At 36.4% G+C, this 22,679-nt stretch carries 23 protein-coding genes; 7 read left to right on the forward strand and 16 right to left on the reverse strand.

Annotated elements, in window-relative coordinates:
• Positions 1–4 precede the first annotated feature (4 nt).
• From ZPR_RS00455 to ZPR_RS00470, 4 genes are all read left to right on the forward strand, one after another.
• Positions 5–2,326: a penicillin-binding protein 1A gene (locus ZPR_RS00455; protein WP_013069608.1), complete on the forward strand. Its 2,322-nt coding sequence runs from the start codon at positions 5–7 to the stop codon at positions 2,324–2,326.
• Between the two features lie 365 nt (positions 2,327–2,691).
• Positions 2,692–3,390 carry a CoA transferase subunit A gene (locus ZPR_RS00460; RefSeq protein ID WP_013069609.1) on the forward strand — a complete coding sequence of 233 codons (699 nt, stop codon included), beginning with the start codon at positions 2,692–2,694 and terminating at the stop codon, positions 3,388–3,390.
• A 39-nt stretch (positions 3,391–3,429) separates the two neighbouring features.
• Positions 3,430–3,792 (forward strand): four helix bundle protein, encoded by a 363-nt coding sequence (locus ZPR_RS00465; RefSeq protein WP_041578441.1) that lies wholly within the window; start codon positions 3,430–3,432, stop codon positions 3,790–3,792.
• Between the two features lie 77 nt (positions 3,793–3,869).
• A complete protein-coding gene (locus tag ZPR_RS00470) occupies positions 3,870–4,523 on the forward strand; it encodes a CoA transferase subunit B (RefSeq protein WP_013069611.1) in 654 nt (217 codons plus the stop codon).
• Here the strand turns inward: ZPR_RS00470 and ZPR_RS00475 are convergent.
• Entirely contained in the window at positions 4,518–5,240 is a 723-nt protein-coding gene (locus tag ZPR_RS00475; protein ID WP_013069612.1) for a 3'-5' exonuclease, read from the reverse strand. The genes ZPR_RS00470 and ZPR_RS00475 overlap by 6 nt on opposite strands.
• A gap of 197 nt (positions 5,241–5,437) precedes the next feature.
• Here ZPR_RS00475 and ZPR_RS00480 point away from each other — a divergent pair, with 197 nt between their 5' ends.
• The gene (locus tag ZPR_RS00480) at positions 5,438–7,348 is read left to right on the forward strand and encodes a S9 family peptidase (protein WP_041579415.1); all 1,911 of its coding nucleotides are present in this window, start codon (positions 5,438–5,440) and stop codon (positions 7,346–7,348) included.
• A 90-nt stretch (positions 7,349–7,438) separates the two neighbouring features.
• Here ZPR_RS00480 and ZPR_RS00485 read toward each other — a convergent pair whose 3' ends face one another.
• From ZPR_RS00485 to hemA, 15 genes are all read right to left on the reverse strand, one after another.
• Entirely contained in the window at positions 7,439–9,151 is a 1,713-nt protein-coding gene (locus ZPR_RS00485) for a DUF4153 domain-containing protein (RefSeq protein WP_013069615.1), read from the reverse strand.
• The gene (locus tag ZPR_RS00490) at positions 9,148–10,299 is read right to left on the reverse strand and encodes a serine hydrolase domain-containing protein (RefSeq protein WP_013069616.1); all 1,152 of its coding nucleotides are present in this window, start codon (positions 10,297–10,299) and stop codon (positions 9,148–9,150) included. Before ZPR_RS00490 ends, ZPR_RS00485 begins: the two co-directional genes overlap by 4 nt.
• A 164-nt stretch (positions 10,300–10,463) precedes the next feature.
• Positions 10,464–10,943 (reverse strand): methylated-DNA--[protein]-cysteine S-methyltransferase, encoded by a 480-nt coding sequence (locus ZPR_RS00495; protein WP_041578443.1) that lies wholly within the window; start codon positions 10,941–10,943, stop codon positions 10,464–10,466.
• Positions 10,891–12,030 (reverse strand): CNNM domain-containing protein, encoded by a 1,140-nt coding sequence (locus ZPR_RS00500; protein WP_041578444.1) that lies wholly within the window; start codon positions 12,028–12,030, stop codon positions 10,891–10,893. The genes ZPR_RS00495 and ZPR_RS00500 overlap by 53 nt, the downstream gene beginning before the upstream one ends.
• A gap of 140 nt (positions 12,031–12,170) precedes the next feature.
• Positions 12,171–12,653 (reverse strand): hypothetical protein, encoded by a 483-nt coding sequence (locus ZPR_RS00505; RefSeq protein WP_013069619.1) that lies wholly within the window; start codon positions 12,651–12,653, stop codon positions 12,171–12,173.
• Positions 12,654–12,752: 99 nt separating this feature from the next.
• Positions 12,753–13,106, reverse strand: coding sequence for a hypothetical protein (locus ZPR_RS00510; protein ID WP_148211637.1), 354 nt, complete (start codon positions 13,104–13,106; stop codon positions 12,753–12,755).
• Positions 13,107–13,393: 287 nt separating this feature from the next.
• On the reverse strand, positions 13,394–14,380 hold the full coding sequence (gene hemB / locus ZPR_RS00515) for a porphobilinogen synthase (RefSeq protein WP_013069621.1): 987 nt from the start codon (positions 14,378–14,380) through the stop codon (positions 13,394–13,396).
• Positions 14,381–14,482: 102 nt separating this feature from the next.
• Entirely contained in the window at positions 14,483–14,773 is a 291-nt protein-coding gene (locus ZPR_RS00520; RefSeq protein ID WP_013069622.1) for a four helix bundle protein, read from the reverse strand.
• A 51-nt stretch (positions 14,774–14,824) separates the two neighbouring features.
• Positions 14,825–15,727 (reverse strand): oxygen-dependent coproporphyrinogen oxidase, encoded by a 903-nt coding sequence (gene hemF / locus ZPR_RS00525; protein WP_013069623.1) that lies wholly within the window; start codon positions 15,725–15,727, stop codon positions 14,825–14,827.
• Between the two features lies 1 nt (position 15,728).
• Positions 15,729–16,127: a hypothetical protein gene (locus tag ZPR_RS00530; protein ID WP_013069624.1), complete on the reverse strand. Its 399-nt coding sequence runs from the start codon at positions 16,125–16,127 to the stop codon at positions 15,729–15,731.
• Positions 16,128–16,208: 81 nt separating this feature from the next.
• Positions 16,209–16,688, reverse strand: a complete 480-nt coding sequence (locus ZPR_RS00535) for a DUF6973 domain-containing protein (protein ID WP_013069625.1) — start codon at positions 16,686–16,688, stop codon at positions 16,209–16,211.
• Positions 16,688–17,716: a uroporphyrinogen decarboxylase gene (hemE, locus tag ZPR_RS00540; RefSeq protein WP_013069626.1), complete on the reverse strand. Its 1,029-nt coding sequence runs from the start codon at positions 17,714–17,716 to the stop codon at positions 16,688–16,690. The genes ZPR_RS00535 and hemE overlap by 1 nt, the downstream gene beginning before the upstream one ends.
• Before the next feature lie 125 nt (positions 17,717–17,841).
• Positions 17,842–18,492, reverse strand: a complete 651-nt coding sequence (locus tag ZPR_RS00545; RefSeq protein ID WP_013069627.1) for a uroporphyrinogen-III synthase — start codon at positions 18,490–18,492, stop codon at positions 17,842–17,844.
• 5 nt (positions 18,493–18,497) lie between these two features.
• Positions 18,498–19,412, reverse strand: coding sequence for a hydroxymethylbilane synthase (gene hemC, locus ZPR_RS00550; protein ID WP_013069628.1), 915 nt, complete (start codon positions 19,410–19,412; stop codon positions 18,498–18,500).
• Positions 19,409–20,662, reverse strand: a complete 1,254-nt coding sequence (gene hemA, locus ZPR_RS00555; protein ID WP_013069629.1) for a glutamyl-tRNA reductase — start codon at positions 20,660–20,662, stop codon at positions 19,409–19,411. Before hemA ends, hemC begins: the two co-directional genes overlap by 4 nt.
• A gap of 201 nt (positions 20,663–20,863) precedes the next feature.
• On the opposite strand from hemA, the gene ZPR_RS00560 reads away from it, so the two are divergent.
• Positions 20,864–21,760 carry a helix-turn-helix domain-containing protein gene (locus ZPR_RS00560; protein ID WP_013069630.1) on the forward strand — a complete coding sequence of 299 codons (897 nt, stop codon included), beginning with the start codon at positions 20,864–20,866 and terminating at the stop codon, positions 21,758–21,760.
• A 187-nt stretch (positions 21,761–21,947) separates the two neighbouring features.
• Entirely contained in the window at positions 21,948–22,667 is a 720-nt protein-coding gene (locus tag ZPR_RS00565; protein WP_041578447.1) for a ThuA domain-containing protein, read from the forward strand.
• Positions 22,668–22,679: the final 12 nt, after the last annotated feature.

Raw genomic sequence — 22,679 nt, forward strand, 5'->3', positions numbered from 1 at the left:
GCAAATGGCTGAATCTCGTAAAAAGCAAACTAAACCTAAGCAAAGTAATCGTAAGTATATCATTGGTTTTTGGACCCTTTTTGGTGTTGGGGTTCTGGCGGTTATCTTTTTCTTTTTATTAGCAGGATGGGGTGTTTTTGGTAAAATGCCCACTTTTGAAGAATTAGAAAACCCGGAAACCAACCTTGCAACCGAGCTAATTTCTTCAGATGGGGAAACTTTAGGTAAATATTACAGGGAAAATCGTACACCAATAAAATATGACGACCTTCCTCAGCATTTAGTACAGGCGCTGGTAGCTACAGAAGATGAACGTTTTTATAAACACGCCGGTATCGATGCACGTGGTACGGTGCGTGCAGCAGTTTATCTTGGAGCCAAAGGTGGGGCAAGTACTATTACTCAGCAGTTATCAAAGCAGTTATTTACAGAGGACTTTTCTACCGATAATACTTTTGAGCGCGTACTTCAGAAAATGAAAGAATGGGTAATTGCTACTCGTTTAGAAAGACAATACACCAAGGAAGAGATTATTACCATGTATTTGAACAAATACGACTTCCTTTATCAGGCGGTAGGTGTTCGTTCAGCTTCCCGAATTTATTTCGATAAAGAACCCAAAGATCTGAAACCTGAAGAGTCTGCCGTGTTAGTAGCAATGCTTAAAAATTCGGCATTATATAATCCGGTACGTCGCCCCGATTTAGTAGAGAATCGAAGAAATCAGGTTTTTGTACAGATGTATAAAAATGGTTTTTTAACCGAGCAACAAAAGGATTCTTTGCAACAAACAGAGATGAAAATAACTTTTTCTCCTGAAGGTCACGACGATGGAATTGCTACTTATTTTAGAGAATATACGCGACAATTTTTAACAGATTGGATTGAAGAAAATCCCAAGCCAGATGGTGAAAAATATAACCTGTATCGCGATGGTTTAAAAGTATACACCAGTATCGACTCTAAAATGCAGGAATATGCCGAAGATGCGGTAACAAAGCATTTAGCTCATATTCAGCAGGAATTCGACCGTCAGAATAAAAATAATAGAACATCTCCTTTTAGGGATATCGATCAAAGTATGATCGATAATATCATTAACGGATCTATAAAAAGATCGGCCAGGTATAGCAAAATGAAAAGGGAAGGGAAGTCTGAAGAAGAAATTTTAGCTTCTTTTGATGAGCCTCGTGAAATGCGTATTTTTTCCTGGAAAGGTGATATTGATACTACAATGACACCAAGAGATTCTATTAGATATTATAAGTCCTTTCTACAGGCGGGCTTAATGTCTATGGATCCTACAACCGGTGAAGTAAAAGCATGGGTAGGGGGTACAAACTTTAAACACTTTAAGTACGATCACGTAAAGCAGGGGAAACGTCAGGTAGGTTCAACATTTAAACCTTTTGTATATGCTACCGCAATCGATCAGCTTAAAATGTCACCATGTGATACACTGCCATTAAACAGATTTACCATTCCGGCGGGTAAATACGGGAATATAAAAGACTGGTCTCCAAGAAATTCAGGAAGTGGTGACGATGTATATTCCGGCATGATGAGCTTAAAAGAAGCTTTGGCAAATTCAGTCAATACCGTTACCGCAAGGGTAATCGATAAAACAACTCCGGGTAACGTAATAAGTCTAATTTCAAAATTAGGAATAGATACTGAAGGTTTCCCAACCGGGCCTGCTATTGCTCTTGGAACCGCAGATATTAGCCTATATGAAATGGTATCGGCTTACAGCACTTTTGCAAATAAAGGTGTTCGTGTAAAACCAGTGCTTATTACTCGTATCGAAGATAAAAACGGAACTGTTTTATTCCAAAATGTACCAGAGACTTACGATGTAATGAGTGAAGAAGCGGCTTATGTTACTGTAAACCTTATGGAAGGAGTAACACGCTATGGTTCGGGAGCAAGGTTAAGAGGAACTGGAAGGGAAGTCCGTTTAGATTACCAAAGAGCAGTTACAGGATATCCTTATGATTTTAAAAATCCAATTGCAGGAAAAACGGGAACAACACAAAACCAAAGTGATGGTTGGTTTATGGGTATGGTACCTAATCTGGTAACCGGGGTTTGGGTTGGTGCCGAAGATCGTGCCGTGCATTTCCCGGGAATTACTTATGGACAGGGAGCAACAATGGCCTTACCTGTTTGGGGAATGTATATGAAAAGTGTCTATGCAAACGAGGATTTAAATATCTCTCAGGATGACTTTGAAAGACCAGAGAATTTATCGATCTCGGTAGATTGTGCTACTTACGGAAAATCTAATAATCCAGATAGTGGAGCAGTAGAAGAACTGGATTTCTAAAAATATCTACAGGGATTTTACCCTAGATTATTCACGACAACTAAAAGCTCAGATGGTGTATTCGATCTGGGCTTTTTTATGCTTTCTTCGGAAGAGAAAAATAGTTGTTTCCAATTTTAAATGTGTGGAATGAATCATAATAAGTTATATCTCCCCTAAACTTGATTCAGGGTTTCATCTTCAATATTTTATTTCTCAATAGAATATGAGATTCCGGATCAAGTCTGGAATGACAAAAACATCAAGGTATTACAAATTACAGATTAAAGATATTCAATTATGAATATCACATAATTTATTAAGGACTTTTTAAAATATTGTAATTATCTTGAAATTTCTCTATTTTTAAAGGAAAATAGCAATCAATGATTAGTAAAACAGTAAATAACGTTGCAGAAGCTTTAGAAGGGGTTCATGATGAGATGACGTTTATGCTTGGTGGTTTTGGGTTAAGCGGAATTCCGGAGAATGCCATTTCAGAATTAGTGCGGTTAAACATTAAGAATTTAACCTGTATTTCCAATAATGCGGGTGTTGATGATTTTGGATTGGGGCTTTTACTTCAGAAGAAACAGATTGATAAAATGGTGTCTTCTTATGTAGGCGAAAATGCTGAATTTGAACGACAAATGTTAAGCGAAGAGCTGGAAGTCGAGTTAATTCCGCAGGGAACATTAGCAGCGCGATGCCAGGCAGCACAACAGGGATTTCCGGCAATTTATACGCCTGCCGGTTATGGAACCGAGGTTGCCCTTGGAAAGGAAACCAGAGAGTTTGATGGTAAAATGTATGTTTTGGAGGAAGCCTTTAAGGCCGATTTTGCCTTTATCAAAGCATGGAAAGGCGATAGGGTGGGGAATCTGATTTTTAAGGGAACTGCCAGAAATTTTAATCCGGTGATGTGCGGTGCTGCAAAAGTTACAGTTGTTGAGGTAGAAGAACTGGTAGAGCCCGGCGAACTGGATCCTAATTTTATCCATATTCCCGGAATATTTGTACAACGTATTTTTGAAGGTAAAAATTACGAAAAACGAATCGAGAAAAGAACGGTAAGAGAAAGATAATATGATGATAAGATAATGCGAAAATGTGCTAATACGTTGATGAAATTGGAGTACAGAAAAGAAAATATTATTTTAAAAATATCCGTCGAGTTCGCTCTAGTGATAATCGATTACTCTGAACAACTAAAAGTGCATAAGCATTATGAGATTGCTTCTCAACTTATAAGAAGTGGTACTTCGATTGGAGCAAATATTTGGGAAGCACAATCTTCAGAAAGCCGAAAAGATTTTGGGCATAAGCTAAAAATAGCCGACAAGGAAGCAAAGGAAGTTGAATACTGGCTTTTACTTTGTAAGTCTTCAGAACATATTAAAAATTATGATGAAGAATTGGACGGAAAATTACTTTCAATTCAAAAACTTCTTAGTCGAATAATTTCAACAAATAAAAGTAGAGGATAATTTAATTATCACATTATCACATTATCACATTATCACATTATCACATTATCAAATTAACACATTAACACATTAAACTAATGTTGGACAAAAACGGAATAGCACAACGTATCGCAAAAGAGGTAAAAGACGGGTTTTATGTAAACCTGGGGATTGGAATCCCAACTTTGGTAGCCAATTTTGTGCGTGATGATATACAGGTAGAATTTCAGAGTGAAAATGGGATTTTGGGGATGGGCCCTTTTCCATTAGAAGGCGAAGAAGATGCCGATTTAATTAATGCAGGTAAACAAACCATTACCGCGCTACCGGGAGCAAGTTTCTTCGATTCAGCTTTAAGCTTTGGGATGATTCGGGGAAAGCATGTAGATCTTACAATTTTGGGTGCTATGGAAGTTGCTGAAAATGGAGATATTGCGAACTGGAAAATTCCCGGAAAAATGGTAAAAGGTATGGGAGGCGCGATGGATTTAGTAGCTTCTGCAGAGAATATCATTGTCGCTATGATGCATACGAATAGAGCCGGAGCATCGAAATTGCTTAAAAAATGTACACTTCCTTTAACCGGAGTAGGCTGTGTTACTAAAATTGTGACCAATCTGGCCGTGATTGAAGTAACCGAAGACGGCTTTAAACTTTTAGAAAGAGCTCCGGGAGTAAGTGTAGACGAAATTAAAGCCGCAACGGAAGGAGAACTTGTTGTTGATGGAGAAATCCCTGAGATGAAATTATAAGGGAACAGTACTGATTTCTGAATCTTTTAGAAGAGCTTCCTGTTTTAAACGCAAAAGGATTTGTGCAATTGCGACCACATCGCGTTCACAATACTTAATAATGCGTTGGACATCATTTTCAGTATAAAAAACCTCATAAACCTGTGAACCTTCAATATCGTTTTTAGGGGAAGGAATGCCAAGCACGTTGGTAAGTAATTTTAGTGAAGTGAAATGTTTATAATCCCCAAAACGCCAAAGTTCCATAGTGTCCAGATGCGGAATTTCCCAGGGTTTTCTACCTATACTGTTTAATTTTTCAGGAAGTTCGATATTATGGATAATCATTCGTCGGGCAATAAACGGGAAATCAAATTCTTTTCCGTTATGAGCGCAAAGCAAATGATAAGGCTTACTAAAATGTTCATTTAAAAGACTGCTGAAATCGATTAAAATCGACTTTTCTTCGCCCCAAAAAGTTTTAAGTCGGAAATTCCGTATCCCATCTTTCAGACTTAAAAATCCAACTGAAATACATACAATCTTACCAAACTCCGCCCAAATTCCAGCTCGAGGATAAAAATCAGCCGGAGAATGCTCATCTTTCCTAATATATTTTGTTTTTTCAGTCCATAGTTGCTGTTTAGTTTCATCCAAATCCTCAAAAGAAGCATATTCAGGAACGGTTTCAATATCCAGAAACAAAACATGTTCTATATTAAGTTTTTGAAGTTCCATGTATTCTGATTTTCAGTATTTTAAGTTATACTTTTGTTTTCTAAAATCAAAATCTACTTTTTTAATTATAATTGGTATTAATTATCTTTTTGCTAGCTAAGCCCTTATTTAAATCTTGATTATCCGATAAAATTAGGGATCTAAGGCTTAAATTTGTGGACAAATCATCTTTGTAAAAGAAAATAATGTATAAACCTATGAAGAAATTAATGCTGGTTATGAGCTTAGTGTTTAGTGGTACTTTTGTATTTGGGCAAAAAACAATGACACCCGAAAAATTATGGCAGGTAGAACGAATTAGTGTTTTAGGACTAGATAAAAATGGGGAACAGTTATTCTATAAAGTTTCGATCCCTAATATGGAAGAGAATGATTATACGTCTAAATATTATCAGATTCCTGCAGAGGGTGGCACCGCAAAGGAGATTAGCAAAGAAGAAGTTGCTGTAGCAAGTGATAGAAATATTTCTCCCAATGGGGAATACCAACTTTTTAATAAAGAAGTTCATATAGAGAATGTACAATCCAAAGATATTTATAAGAATTTAGACAAATCTGATGCGTATGTATATTCAGATTTAGATATTCGTCACTGGGACACCTGGCAAAACGGAAATTACTCGCATGTATTCTATAAAAAAGTTGGGGAAGAAGACAGTGAAGGAATAGATATTATGCCTGATGAGCCCTATTACACCCCACAGAAACCTTTTGGGGGTGAAGAGGATTATTGTTGGTCTCCAGACGGTAAAAGTATTTATTACGTATCTAAAAAGCTAAAAGGTAAAGATTACGCGATAAGCACAAATACCGATATTTATAAGTACAATCTGGAAACAAAAGAAACCGAAAATATCACTGAAGAGAATAAAGGATATGATACCAATCCTGCTTTTTCTTCTGGAGGTGCTTTAGCCTGGTTGCAAATGAAAGCAGATGGATATGAAGCTGATAAAAATGATATTGTTGTTTTAGAAAATGGAGTAAAACAAAACCTAACGGCCAATTGGGACGGGACGGTAAATAGCTTTTTATGGGCAAAAAACGGAGAGGAAATTTATTTTACCGCTCCGGTAGATGGAACTATTCAGTTGTTTAAAGTGAATTATCCTGGTAAAAAGCGCATTGCAGCTGTAGTAGAACAGCTTTCTGAAGGACAATTTGATGTTACCGGTATTGTTGCTGAAAAGAAAAAAGAGCTTTTGGTTACCCGTACGGATATGAATCATGCAGCAGAAGTGTTTCGCTTCAACTTAAAGAAGAAAACTTTTGAGCAGGTAACTAATGTAAATACCGAATTGTATGCTGCCTTAGATCTGCCGAAAGTAGAAAAACGTTACGTAAGTACTACCGATGGTAAGAAGATGCTGGTTTGGGTAATTTTACCTCCTGATTTTGATGCTTCCAAAAAATATCCAACATTATTATATGCGCAGGGTGGACCACAATCAGCTTTATCGCAGTTTTATTCTTTTCGCTGGAATTTTCAGCTAATGGCATCACAGGGTTATATTGTAGTGGCACCCAATCGTCGCGGTATGCCGGGCCACGGTGTAGCATGGAATGAAGATATTAGCAAAGACTGGGGTGGCCAGGTGATGGACGATTATTTATCGGCTATCGATGAGATCGCTAAAGAACATTATGTAGATAATGATCGCTTAGGTGCAGTAGGAGCAAGTTACGGTGGTTATTCGGTGTTTTATTTAGCCGGAATTCATAATAACCGATTTAAAACATTTATAGCCCATGATGGTGTTTTTGATACACGAAGCATGTACGGAACTACCGAAGAGCTATTTTTTGTAAACCATGATTTTGGTGGACCTTATTGGGAAAAAGAGAATGCCGATGCACAAAAGGCCTATAACGAGTTTAACCCGATTACGAAAGTAGCCAATTGGGATACGCCAATTTTAATCTATCAGGGCGGCAAAGATTATCGCGTTCCTATAGAGCAAGGTTTAGGTGCTTACCAAGCTGCACAATTGCTTGGTTTAAAAAGTAGATTAGTGTATTTTCCAGATGAAAACCACTGGGTATTGCAACCACAAAACGCTTTAGTTTGGCAAAACGAGTTTTTTAAATGGTTAAAAGAAACCCTTTAAAATTAAATAAAATCGATCTGAAAAAGCTTTGCAATTTTTATTGCAAGGCTTTTTTGCTTTGAATAGTGGTTCTAATCTGAATTAGAAATTTCAATGCAATTTTATGAGTATATAACCGTCAATGGTATTAAACGTAAACTCGTTATTTTTTATATTTCCGTTCATAGTATTAATGATCAGTTTAAAGTCCCCAAATTCGTTGATTATAGTATACTCAAAGCTTTCTGCAGGAGCTTCGTTTAATTGTTGATAAAGCTTAATTTTTCTTTTTAAATCTTGGGTGAGGTTGTATTTAAATAGTTGTTTATCAGAATCTTTTAGTATTATATACTCGTTTTCTACTTCCAATGAATAGTTTGATTTTGGATAATCAACTAAAGAAATATCTATAAATTTTTCATAACCATTGATATCAATAACCCTTGTTTTTCTAAAGTTTTGAAAGTAAAAATAGTTACTGTTTGAGTTTATAGATTTACTATAATTATTTTCTCCGTAAATAGAGTCTAATATCAAGCTGCCAGAATTGTAAGAAGAAGTAATGTAATCGGTGCTAAACCCTAATTCCTCATCGATGAGGAATAGTTTATTTCTATCTTTCAAATATCTTGAAATGTTTAAAAATCGATCGATTTCTTCCTTGGATAAATCCGTTTTTTTAGTTCTTTCAATTAAACGTGAAAGTTCTTTTCCTTGAGCATTTATGGAGACTTTGAAAGCATTCCATGGCCCGGAAATACTTAATAAACAAAGTGCGAAGAAACTAATAGCTATAATTGATAATCGTTTTTTCTTACTTGTTAGAACATAAACACTTATTCCTAAAATCCAAAGTGCAATAACCAGTAAAAAGTATCTCTTTTCTGTAAAATTATACTCCGATAACCTGGTGAAAATAGCTACAAATAATAAAATAAATAACGGAAATAAGGAGAGGTAGAAGAACGGATAAAACTTATTTACTACGAGATCTTGATGCTTCTCCCTAACAGGTTCGATAATTATATGAATAATAAAACCGGTGATTGAAAGTATCGTTATTAAATAAGAAACCCAACCTTCCGGAAGTTCCCAGGTAATTAAAATTTTTAAGGAATAAGCGTAAACAATTAGCAGATACAATAGAACAATAGGAATAAGAATGTATTTTATTAATACATCTAATGCTTTAGAGTAATTGAGTTGTTGTGTTTGATGTATAGTAGTAGGGAAATCGGATAAATAGATGAAGGTATTTATTATGCCAAGGCAAATCACAAGCAAATCTGCATAAATTTCATCTCTAATATTTATTGAAAATAAATTTTCAATAGCTAATAATGCAAGTGATAATCCAAGATAAATGATTCCTGAAAATAAAGCACTTCTAGAAATGGCAATTATTATTCTATGTAAATAATTCCAGTAATCTAATGTACTCCACTGTCTGGTAAAAGGAGCAAAAAAGATTAAAACATGGCCGGAAATGAATAAAATAAACCATCTGGTAAAAGTTATACTTGTCGAGTTTTCATAATCTGGAAAGCTAAGATAATAGAGTATTAATCCGGTTAGTGTCAATAACCTTATTACCCAAACGGTTAAGTTATTTGAAAAACCTTCATTAAAAAATTGAACTCCAATAAGCCAACTAACTCCTAAAATCAAAACTAAAGTTTCAGCATAAAAACCTCTAAATAGATTGGCATCAGTTTCTATTAAACCAATCATATAGATACTTCCAAAAAGTACCCAAACTAAGGTTAAAGGAAATCGCCTAAAGGCGATGGCCATTTTAGAAGGGAGTTCTTTTAAATAGTTCATTTTTGGATGTTTAACATCTTATAAGCCTCATCGATATATCGATAAAAATCGGGACTATGCTTGTCCTCTCCGTTGCGTTTTAAAAGCCCCTGGCCTAAGCGAACGATAATGACATCATCTTCAGGAATTACAATAACGTACTGCCCTAAAATTCCGCGCATATAGAAGATTTCTTTGTCTTTATAATCACTAAGCCAAAGTCCGTATCCATAATACGGAGTATCCTCGAATCTTGGATTTTTCATGGTTCGAACAAAAGAAGGGTTTATAAGTCGCTGCCCGTTCCATTGTCCATTTTGTTTAAAAAGCTTCCCAAATTTTGCAAAATCCCTGGCATTACTGGCGATACAGCAATAGGCTTTTTCCATACCGCTTTCTTCGCTATCTAATTGCCAAAGCGCATCGCTTTGCATTCCCAGCGGCTGCCAGAAACTTTCACTTAAATAGTCAGATAAGGTTTTATTGGTCGCTTCTTCTAAAACCATCGCTAAAAGCTCGGTATTTCCGCTTAGATACTTAAAGTTTTTGCCGGGAGTATCCACCACTTTAAGATCTAAAATTACTTTACGAATATTATCGTCGAAATAGGCTTTTGCCGTTTGTCCAAAGGGATTATAATAGCTTTCGTTCCAGTTGAGCCCTGAAGACATCGACGCTAAATCTCCCACGGTTAATCGAATATCATACTGCGGATAAAAATGACTCACCGGTTCATCAATACTGGTGATATAGCCATCCCGAATAGCTTTTCCTAAAAGCGCAACCACTACACTTTTGGCCATCGAAAAGGAATTGGTTTTACTTTTTGCTGAATATTGATGGTAATAGTCCTCAAACCAGATGCTATCATTTTTAATGATCAAAAATGCAGCAGTATTAAGCTTTTTATTGAGATTTTTTAAAGAGTCGGTTGCTTTAACCGAGTTATAATTTTTGCTTTCTGGCCATGGCTGTAGGCTTAAGCTGTCCGCTTTAACTAAGCGATTATCAAATTCAGGATAATCATCGATATATGCGGTTTTATGACCTTTAAGGTAGGTGACTTTTATTCCTTTTAAGATATAATCGTAATCGAAAATATAAAGCAATGCGATAAGCAGGATCAGAATACCGAGAAAGTACTTTAGAAAGCGTAAAAATTTTTTCATGCCTAAAATTAAGTATTCTGAAGCAATAAAACCTTTCCTAAACTTTAAATACTATTGAAAAATTGACTCGATAATCTGAGATTATACATTTCAATTCCGTCCCAGTAGTTATCGGTATGCTTAGAATTAAAAAGTATTCCTCTGCCCTGGGTAATTGGGATTTATTAAAATAAACTTTGCTGTGCTGCGGGGCTTTCTAATGCTAACAGCCATTTTTTACGATAAAGTCCGCCGGCATAACCGGTAAGCGAACCATCACTACCAATTACACGGTGACAGGGCACCACAATCCAAAGCGGATTTTTACCATTGGCAGAAGCTACGGCCCTAATAGCTTTAGGGTCGCCTAGTTTTTTAGAAAGCTCCATATAAGAACAGGTTTTTCCAAAAGGGATTTCCAGTAAAGCCATCCATACTTTTTGCTGAAATGGGGTGCCTTTTGGGTTTAGTTTAAAATCGAAGCTTTTTCGTTTTTGTAGAAAATAGTCCTGCAGTTGATTCTTAGCCTGAAATACGCAATCCGGCAGCTCTTTGCTTTCCTCAAAATCTATATTTTTCTCCTGAATTTTTATTTCAGAAACTCCGTCGTTGTCACCCTTTATTCTGGCGATCCCCAGAGGAGTCTTCAGATACGTTGTCTTCATTTTGTAATTCTTCAGGTTGTGCTTCTTCACGACGTTGGATCAATCCAAGTCGTTTTGCCCTGCGTTCCCAACTTTTACGGGCAAGCTTTTGCATATCTTCTATACTGTCGCTCTCGTCCATAATTTCAAGGCCTAAAAGGGTTTCAATAATATCTTCCATAGTGACCAAACCAACAACATTTCCAAATTCGTCGGTTACGATAGAGATATGGGTTCGTTTTCGAATAAAGATATCAAAAAGGTCTGGGATAGGAACCTCAGAGGTGGTTACAAAAATCTCACGTTTTAAAGTTTCCAGCTTTGACTGTCCGTTTTGCTTAATCATCTCTTCCAGTACATCATCCTTTAAAATAAATCCTGAAATATTATTGGATTTGTCTTTGTAAACCGGAATTCTGGAAAATTTCAAATTTTTATGGGAATGGTGAAAGTCTGCAATACTCATGGATTCATCCTCAGTAATCGCTACAGAAAATGGGGTCATGATGTCTTTTGCTACAACCGATTTAAAGACCAACATATTCTTAATAACCGTACTTTCATTTTCTTCAAAAACACCTTCTTCTTCAGCAGCTTCAGTAATTGCGGCAAACTCTTCCCGGCTCATAGTATTTACCTTGGCAGATTTGCCAATAAGTCGAGTAGTTAACATTAGTAGCCATAATAGGCCGGTGTATTTTAGCGGGGCAATCATTAACCGTAGGGTGTTCGCAGTAAATGCACCCATTTTATCCCAGTATGTTGCTCCCAGTGTTTTTGGGATAATTTCAGAAAGTATTAAGATACCTAATGTCAATATTCCAGAAACTATACCTACAGCGTTGCTACCGTCACCATAAGTTTTTTCGGCCTGTACACCTACCAATATCGAACCTACCGTGTGGGCTACGGTATTGATGGTTAGGATGGCAATTAAAGGCTTGTCGATATCTTTTTTGAAATTCGCTAAAACCTCGGCATAATGCTTACCCTCTTGTTTCTTTATCTTTATGTAAGATGGCGTAAAACTTAGAAGTGCAGCTTCTAAAATAGAGCACATAAAGGAAAAAAATATCGAACATGTGGCAAAAATCAGGAGTAAACCCATTAGCGTTCTTTGGTTTTTAAGAAATCTAAATTAAGTATTAAATATCTAATTTATTTGAAAGAAATTATAAAATAAGAAAGCTGTTGTCTAAAATTTTAGACAACAGCTTTCTGTAAACAACTCAACCAATTAAAGAAATTTTACAGACTTGTCTGTATTAGGCTATTCCAGCGGGAAGCTGCAAATAATTGGGTTTCCATATCATTATTATCTGCACCATCCTCATCATAAAACAAAATTTCAGTAATACGTTTATGATTAGATTTAGAGAGAAGTTCTATACTTACCTGTATTATTTTTGTTTTTCTTCTTTCTTTTTCGGTAAAAGTAACGCTGCGTTTTATCACACTGGTCTTATTAACCTCAGAGAGATCTATAATTTGATGTTGCATCGCATTTACCGGCTCTAGGATCAAAAGTTTATGTTGGGTTTTATCCAATCCTAAAACTAAAGAATTAGAAATCTCGGTATAATCCAGATTTATATTGTTTGTTTTTGCCAGGTTTTGAAGGGCTTTTTTATTTTTTCTTTCTTTTAAACCTTGTCTGTAAAGTGCATAAAATATGGGCCCCATAAATAAAACAAAAAGAGTAAGGCCTATTAGTGTTGAAGAAGTATCCATTTTAAAATTGATTTATAATTATAAATAGCGTGCTAATCCCAAATTGGGATTACGCGTTGATTTTTGCTGAAAATCAGCACCAAATAATTATAAAATCAATTAGGAGAAAAAGTGGAATGGAAATATTTGAGTCTCCAGTTTGCTTTTGTGATCCTGGATAAAATTCCAGGAAATTTGTAAAGTTTGCTGTGGAATCGTACGTACGTCCAGCTGTAAATAATTACTAAAGAATACGGGCGAAAATGCAGGATCTTCCTGATTGGACTGAACGTCGTAACTCCCAGGTTCTTCGAACACAAATGCCTTGGTAATATCAGATTGCTTAAAACTAGAGGTGTTTTTTGCTGAATCCTGATATACGTAAGCTGAAGTTTGGGGTTGTGAAATTCCTATGGTGCTTAATAAAGCAGTAAGCACCAAACAAAATGAGATATGTAGTTTGTTGAATTTCACGCAATAAATTTAATAAAAAACCGAATGTGAATTATTAAAATATTTATAAATAATAATAGCTAAAAGTCTTCAGCAATTAGCTTTTAGTATTTAAGACTGTTTGTGAAATGATCGTTGTTGAATTATCATAAGAAGTAGATTTATCCTTTACCCGTCTGGTTGGCAGCCAAATGTTCAATGTTATGAGTGAATTCAATATAATAAGAAAGCCTCACTGGTTTGAAAAACCAGTGAGGCTTAGTCTAGCTTCTAATATCGTAAAAAACGAAGCGATATAAATTCTACCGTTATCTCTGAAGCAGTTTTGCGGCATACTTTGCAAAATAAGTCGAGATAAAATCGGCACCCGCTCTTTTGATAGCGGTAAGCTGTTCCATTACTACCGCATCATGATCTAACCATCCTTTCTCAGCAGCAGCTTTAATCATGGAATATTCACCGCTTACCTGATAAACCGAAATAGGTACATTTACATTATTTTTTAAATCCCTAACAATATCCAGATAGCATAATCCTGGTTTTACCATGACGATATCGGCGCCTTCATCGATATCCATTAAGGTTTCCCGAATGGCTTCGTCACGATTAGAAGGATCCATTTGGTAGGTTTTTTTATCTTTTGGGATATCCTGAGCGTCTACCGGAGCCGAATCTAACGCATCTCTAAAGGGGCCATAAAATGCCGAAGCATATTTAGCGCTATAGCTCATAATACCCGTGTTAAAAAAGCTATTTTGTTCCAGGATATTTCGCATCGCTAAAATGCGCCCATCCATCATGTCGCTTGGTGCTACGAAATCGGCTCCCGCTTCGGCATGAGATAATGCCATTTTTGCTAAAACTTCAACAGAGGGATCATTTAAAACCTCTCCGTTTTCGATGATGCCATCGTGACCAAATTCGCTGTAAGGATCCAGGGCAACATCGGTCATTACGATCATCTCGGGAAGTGTTTCTTTTACAGCTTTAATGGCGCGTTGCATTAATCCGTTTGGATTTATAGCTTCAGTTCCCCGATTGTCTTTTAGTTTTGCTTCAACTTTTACGAAGAGTAAAACCGATTTAATCCCTAAACTCCATAATTCCTGTACTTCATTTTTTAATAGATCAAGGCTATACCGGTAATATCCCGGCATCGAGGCAATTTCCTGTTTAATTCCGCTGCCTTCCACCACAAATAACGGTGCCTGAAAATCATCAGGAGTTACCAGGCTTTCTCTCACTAAGCTACGTATAGCTTCATTTGTTCTTAATCTTCGGTTTCTTTTAAGCATAATGTTATTTTAAGCACAAAGCTTTCAGCGATTAGCTGTTAGCTTACATTTAAAGTTTTAATAAGAGCACTAAGCATTTTTCTTGATTTCTTGAGTTTGAATTTAAAGTATTTCAAATTCTTCAGGACTAATAAAATTAAGGTCTTTACTTAGTAAAATTTGATATTCTAATTCGTTTGCAGAGCCAAATGAAATGTATAGAAATCTGGCAAAATCTTTATCAGATTTTCTCCCACATCCTTCAGCTATGTGTGTTGCGATTGATCTTGATAACCGTTTTATTTGGCTAACAAGATTGAAAATTTCTTCTTTTGGATATTTTGCAGAGAGCTTGTATACATCCAAAGTTAACTGATGTGCTTTTTGCCAAACCAAATATTTATAGTCTTTCATCTTTTAAGCTGATTGCTGATAGCTAACTGCTAGTTATGAATTGCAAACTAATTAAACCCACTCCTTTGGTTTTTCCAGCACTTCCATAAGTTTTGCTTCTTCGCTACCGGATTGTGGGTGGTGATCGTAGACCCACTGTACATGTGGCGGTAAACTCATTAAAATACTTTCAATGCGGCCATTGGTTTTTAGTCCGAATAGCGTTCCTTTATCATGGACCAAATTGAATTCTACATATCGGCCTCGACGAACTTCCTGCCAGTCACGGTGATGTTGGTTGTATTCCAAATCTCTTCTCTTTTCAACAATAGGCACATAAGCTTCTAAAAAACTGTTTCCAACTTCAGTGACAAAGTTATACCAGTCGGTAATGCTATGGGATTCATTGTCTTTTAGGTAATCAAAGAATAATCCGCCGATTCCCCGTGCTTCATCCCGATGAGCATTCCAGAAATACTCGTCGCATTTTTTCTTGTATTCCGGGTAAAATTTAGGATCGTGCTTATCACAGGCATTTTTCGAAACTCGATGAAAATGAATAGCATCTTCTTCAAAAAGATAATATGGTGTAAGATCCTGTCCGCCACCAAACCACTGGTCTAGCGTATTTCCTTCTTTGTCATACATCTCGAAATAGCGCCAGTTGGCATGAACGGTTGGAACCATAGGACTTTTAGGATGAATCACTAAACTTAAACCACAGGCAAAAAAGTTTACATCACCCACCTTAAAGTATTGTTGCATGGCTGGATTTAAAGGACCGTGTACCGCCGAAATATTTACGCCCCCTTTTTCAAAAACATTACCGTTTTCGATCACCCGGGTGCGGCCACCGCCACCTTCTTTGCGTTTCCAAAGATCTTCTTTAAATGTTGCTTTTCCGTCGATTTCCTCCAGTTTAGACGTGATGGTATCCTGAAGGTTTTGTATATATTGATAAAATTGGTCTTTCATATTAATCATCTATCCAACTTCTAGCTTCATTAATTTTTTGGGTGAGACTAAATGAGAACGTACGACTTACCTCTTGTGCCGCTTTATAAATCAAAAGCGTTTTTTGCGCAAGATCGTTTTGTTTTTCTTCAGCTTCCAGTCCAATACTGTTTAGTAGAATATCGCCCAGTGCTTCGTAATGCGAAAACTCTAAGTCAAGATTCGCCAAGATCTCCATCAATTTTTCTTCAGGAAGATTTTCCATTTCATCTAAGCCTATACCTACAGCTTCTTTTAGCTTTCGATCCAGATCGAGCCTAATTTCTTCCCATTCGTCAGGAACATGGCCCATTTCCATGATCGATCGCAACTGTGCATCTATGCGTTCTTTTTCTTCGTCTCGGTAATTTTTGTTCAGCATAATCTAGCTATTTGTATGATCTGCTATTGGTAATTATTTCGATTTGCTTTTTTGCCACTTTTATCGATAGATTAACAATACTTAATCCTTTATAAAAACGAGTTGATTTTTATCTAATATCGATAGATTTGAAGCATTAATCTTTACTGCGGACTTCATCATATCTTGAAGGTGTTCAACGGCATTTCCTTTAGGATTATTGCTAAAGAGATTTCGTCCCACTTCGTTGTTATGTAAATCCATTGCCCGTACCAGTGCTTTATTGGGAGCTAGACGCTCGTGTAAATCGGTTATTTTCTTTGCCCAGATTAGTGAGGCTTCGACCGAGTTATTCTTGTGGAAAATTTTTTCTGCAATCAAAAAATTCCAGTATGCATGTCTAAAAGCATTTTCCCGATTATCCTGATAGTGTTTTCTTCCATACAGCCGGTCGCAAAGCTTCATTGTTTCTCTAGTGGCGTGATATGTTGGGAAAATATAAAATGGATTGGGCAGGAATAATTGCAGCAGAATAAAAATCTCTTTAAAATTAAGCCGTTGTATTCTTGCCCAAATAGCCATTATCTGGGTTTGTATTCTTTAACCGCGTCTACAAATGCCTGGGCATTTCTCACCGGAATATCCGGTAATATCCCATGTCCCAAATTGGCGATATAGCGATCTTTGCCAAATTCGTCGATCATTTGGGTCGTCATTTTCTTAATTTCCTGCGGACTAGAATACAGTCTTGAAGGATCAAAATTTCCCTGTAGCGTAATCTGCCCACCACTTAAATATCTGGCATTCATTGCAGAACATGTCCAATCTACACCCAAAGCAGCTGCGCCAGATTGTGACATTTCTTTAAGCGCAAACCAGCAACCTTTACCGTAAGCAATCACCGGAATTTCGTCTTTTAAAGCATCGATAATCTGCTGAATATATTTCCAGGAATAAGTTTGATAATCTGTTGGTGACAATAAGCCTCCCCAGGAATCAAAAATCTGAATTGCATCTACCCCGGCTTTTACTTTTCCTTTTAGATAAGAAATCGTGGTATCTGTAATCTTTTGAAGTAAAACCTGTGCAGCGTCCGGCCGTTTAAAACAAAATTCTTTGGCTTTATCGAAGTTTTTAGAACCCTGCCCCTGTACCAAATAACATAAAATCGTCCAGGGAGAACCGGCAAAACCAATTAAAGGAACTTCGTCATTAAGACGCTGTTTAGTTAATTTTATGGCATCGTAAACGTAACCTAATTCCTCGTAGACATCTGGAACGATAATATCATTAACATCAAGAGGGCTACGAACCGGATTTGGTAAAAATGGACCAACACCTGGTTTCATTTCGATTTCTACGTTCATCGCCTGTGGTACCACCAAAATATCACTAAACAAAATTGCAGCATCGGTACCTACCTGTTCGATAGGCATCGTGGTAATTTCTGCAGCCAATTCTGGTGTACGACAACGCGTAAAGAAATCGTATTTTTCCTTTAGCTTCATAAAATCGGGTAAATACCGTCCTGCCTGGCGCATCATCCAAACCGGAGGACGTTCTACCGTTTCTCCTTTTAAAGCTCTTAAGAAAAGATCGTTTTTAATCATGTTTCTATAATTTAACCCTTCTCTTTAGAAGGAAAGATTTTACCCTGATATTGGGAGTTTTATTTAAAATGTATTAACAGACCTAAAGATCTGAAATTGCGGTTAGAAGATAATGAATCCTATCTTCAACTTTTATTATATTTTTTAACCACCTGCACAATTACATTTTCAATGCTTGGCTGATTGGCTATTTTAATATTTTCGGTATGTTTTTTTACTGAATTTGCTGTGGTTGCACCAATGCAAAATGCAGTAGCTTCTACTATAGTATTTTTTCTGAAATAACTTTCTACGCCGCTTGGGCTAAAAAATAAAATGCCGTCGAACTCCTGCTTAAATTTGGCAAAATTCAGACTTGTTTTATACACCTGAATTTCTTCAAAAGATATCTTATGTTGTTTTAACTGAAGGGGCAGCTCTTCCCGGCGTTTATTTCCACAGAAAAAAATAAAATGCTTATCTCGATGATTTACGATAATTTTTTTAGCTAATGCCAAAGCATTGTCAGCAACTTCAACAACCTCAATATCATTTTTTTGAAGTAATGCAGCGGTTTTAGAGCCTACTACAAATGCCTTTTTGATCCTTATTTTTTCCTGAATAGCTTTAAATGCATTCTTACTCGTAATAATTGCATTTTCTGCAAGGTCGATATTTGATGATATTGGGAGGAATTCTATATTTATAGCGTTGTATTCCACCAAACCAATCTTAGCCCCAAGCAGTAAGTGCTTTTGTGTCGCAGTAAGTTTTTTTGTAGAAAGTACAGTGGCCATAAGCCTTAGTTTAAAACAGTCTTGATTTGCTTCATCAGTTTGGCACCGCCTTTGGCAAGAATTTCTTTAGCACAAAATTTACCAAATTCAGCAACATTATCAGCAGCGATTCTTTTTTCAACTTCTATTTTTTGCGAGCCGTCTAAACTAAAAAGGGCTCCCTTAAAGTGTAGAATATTATCGTTATCGATTTTAGCTAAAGCTCCAATCGGTGCGGTGCAACCTCCTTCTAATGTTCTTAAAAATTCACGTTCCACATGCACTTCAAGATCGGTTTGGTAATGATTTAAAGCACCAATTGCTGTTCTGGTAAATTCATCTTTTTCTAAGGCAACCACCAACATTGCTCCTTGTGCAGGTGCGGGAATCATCCAATCCAGATCGATAAAATTTTCAGGTTTTATTTCGATTCGTTCCAAACCGGCAGCGGCAAAAATAGCCCCATTCCAGTTACTGTCTTCCAACTTTTGCATGCGGGTATTTACATTGCCACGAAGATCTACCACTTCATGAGTTGGGTAGCGATGTAACCATTGCGATTTTCTTCGTAAGCTTCCGGTAGCAATTGTTCCTTGAGCATCTAAAAAATCTGTGCCTTTATGAATAAGGATATCTTTGGTATTGGCACGTTTTAAAACCGCAGCTTCTACAATGCCTTTGGGTAGTGCCGTAGGGACATCTTTCATAGAATGTACAGCGATATCTACTTTGCCGGTGAGCATGGCAATATCCAGGGTTTTGGTAAAAATTCCGGTAATTCCCATTTCGTAAAGCGGAACATCCAGATTGAGATCTCCGGTAGATTTTACGGGAACAAGTTCGGTTTGATGCCCTAGTTTTTCCAGTGCGGATTGTACGGTTTTTGCCTGCCACAAGGCCAGCTCGCTGTCTCGTGTTCCTATGCGTATCACTTTGTTCATCGTACTTGTTCTTCTAACTGAAAGACTTTTTGGATAAGCTCTAAGCTTTCGTCGGTAGTATTACTATCTTCTTTAAGATGATTGGCAAAGTGCTTCATGATCTTTTGAATAATCCTGTTGCTTACGATTTCTGCCTGCTCATCATTAAAGTCGGCTATTTTTTTACGCTGAAAATCAAGTTCAGCGTCTTTCATCATTCGTAGTTTTTTCTTCAGGGCTTTAATGGTTGGTGCAAATTTGCGGGTTTCAAGCCATTTGTTAAATTCACCTTCCACTTCAATAATAATCGCTTCAGCTTCGGGAATAAACTTTTTACGACGTTGAAGGGTACCATCGGTAATTTGAGAAAGATGATCTAAATGCACCAATCTTACATTATCCAGCTCTTCCACATCTTCAGCCACATTTTTTGGGATAGAAAGATCCAAGATCAACAAATCTTTCTTGCAGTATAAAAGTTCCTTACTAATTGTTGGATTTTGTGCGCCAGTGGCTACTATAAGCACATCGGTGTTTCTAATTTCTGCCTGTAAATCGGCATAATCTTTAACCGTTAAACTAAACTTTCCGGCAATTTTTTCAGCCTTATCTTTAGTTCGGTTAATTAAAGTGATGTGCTTATTTTGGGTGTGTTTTATTAGGTTTTCACAGGTATTTCGGCCAATTTTACCGGTTCCGAAGAGTAAAATATTTTTGTTAGAAATATCCGCTACATTTTTTAATATATACTGAACGGAAGCAAAAGATACAGAGGTTGCTCCTGAAGAGATCTCGGTTTCGTTTTTAATGCGTTTACTCGCCTGTATAACCGCATTTACCAAACGCTCTGTAAAGGCATTGGATAGGCCTATTTTTTTAGATTGTGCAAAAGCAATTCGAAGCTGACTTATAATCTCAAAATCACCAAGAATCTGGCTATCTAAACCGGTGCCCACTCTAAACATATGAGAGATAGCCTGCCTGTTTTTATAAACATAGGCTACTTTCTCAAATTCTTCAACAGTACCATGAGTGTGCTCACATAAGAGTTTAATAAGTTGAAAAGGATGTGCGGCAAAGCCATATACCTCTGTACGATTACAAGTTGAGGTGGCCAAAACTCCATCTATACCTTCATACTTCGCCTGCTCTAACAATTTGGTTTTAGCTTCTTCGGTAAGACTAAAATGTCCTCTAATTTCAGCATCTGCCTTCTTATAGCTTAAACCAATAATGTAAAAATGTCTTCCTTTAGAAATCGAACTTTCCATGAACTTTTAGGGATTGCGAGGCAAAATTAAATTATTGTTAACGTAAAAAATAACGCTGAAAGTACTATTTGTGTCGCTAACAGGGATTTTAGTATATTTATAGCTGTAAATGCTTGAAATAGCATAGTTTTGTAGTAATAACAAATGATTAGAATAGGTTAGTTTAGATTGTTTCTAAATAAATAACAGGGTTTTTAAAAGATGGAAGAGGTAAAAAATATCGCTGTAGGTATTACAGAAGAGACTAAAGTAGAAGACGGCTTTTATATTTTCAAGTTTCAGAACGAAACCTCTGATAAACAGATTGTTGAGCGGGAGGTGGATGTTAGTTTTATTCAGTTTCACTTTAATGTAAAAGGAGAAAGTAAATTCTTATTTAACAGGGGACGTTACGAACTGCCTTTAGCTGAAGAGAAATCACTTATTTTATATAATCCGCAGCTAAATTTGCCGCTAAACCTGGTTTTAGGACCTAAATCCTGGTTGATATCACTGGTGATTTCTATTAAAAAATTTCATGCCTTATTTTCTGAAGAGGCAAATTACATTTCCTTTTTAAGCACTGAGAATAAAGATAAAAAGTATTATAAGGATTCTCCAATTTCCCCTTCCATGGCCATTGCGTTGAATCAGGTGATGAATTTTAATCTTACCCCAACTATTAAAAACCTTTATTTTAAAGCCAAGGCCTACGAATTACTAAGCTTATATTTTAATAGAGCAGAAGATGCTAATATAGAGCAATGCCCATTTTTAAGTGATGAAGAAAATATCCTGAAAATTAGAAGAGCTAAAGATATTGTGATTGCAAGAATGGCTGAGCCGCCATCGCTGCAGGAGCTATCAGATGAAATTAATTTAAGTCTTAAAAAGTTAAAGGAAGGATTTAAGCAAATTTATGGAGATTCTGTTTATAGTTTTCTTTTTGATTATAAAATGGAATATGCACGAAAATTACTGGATAGCGGCGAGTACAATGTTAATGAAGTTGGTTTAAAAGTTGGCTACAGCACAGCAAGTCATTTTATTGCGGCATTTAAAAAGAAATTTGGAACAACACCTAAAAAATATCTGATGTCTTTACCGGCAACGCATTAATTTTAAATGTTTCAAGAAAGTAGACTTTTTTAATTTGAAAATGCGATGATGTGCAGATTTAAAGTCAAGATACAGGACACAAGAATCAAGATAAAAATGTTGAATTCTGATTTTTTATTTAATTTTAGCTGAAAGCTAATTGCTAAATGCTCTTTAAAAACCATCAACTATAAGTTTTTACTACCATATGAAACATCAAAAATTGTTACTTATACTGCTGTTTATCTTTTGTTTTAGCATGGCCAATGCGCAGCAAAACATATCTGTTTTCTATAAAACTGCGGGGTTTAAACATGAGTCAATTCCCACCGGTATTCAAGCTTTAAAAGAAATTGCAGCCGATAATGGCTGGAAGGTTATTGCGACTGATGATGCTGAAAAATTCGTTTCAGAATTATCAAATATCGATGCAGTGATTTTCTTAAGTACCACCGGTGATATTTTTACAGAGGATCAACAGGAAAAATTCACAAACTATATAGAAAATGGTGGGAATTTCTTCGGAATCCATGCTGCATCTGATACCGAATACGACTGGCCATGGTACGGAAAATTTATAGGGGCTTATTTTGAAAGTCATCCACGTACCCAGGAAGCTACCGTAATCGTAGAGAAACCTAAAAATCATATGGTCGCTCATCTTCCTAAAAGATGGACGCGTACTGATGAGTGGTATAATTTCAAAAATATAAACTCGAATATTCAGGTGTTGCTCACCCTCGACGAAACTTCATATGAAGGCGGTAAAAATGGCGATTTTCATCCACACGCCTGGTATCAGGAATTTGAGGGTGGCTCAAAAATGGTCTATACGGGCGGAGGACATACTAAAGAGTCTTATGCAGAACCTCTCTTTAGGGAACACTTAAAACGTTGCATTCAGTTTTTACTAGATAAACGGGATTAAATGCCCTTATCC

This window comes from Zunongwangia profunda SM-A87 (assembly GCF_000023465.1).
In the GTDB taxonomy this organism is placed as follows: Bacteria; Bacteroidota; Bacteroidia; order Flavobacteriales; family Flavobacteriaceae; genus Zunongwangia; species Zunongwangia profunda.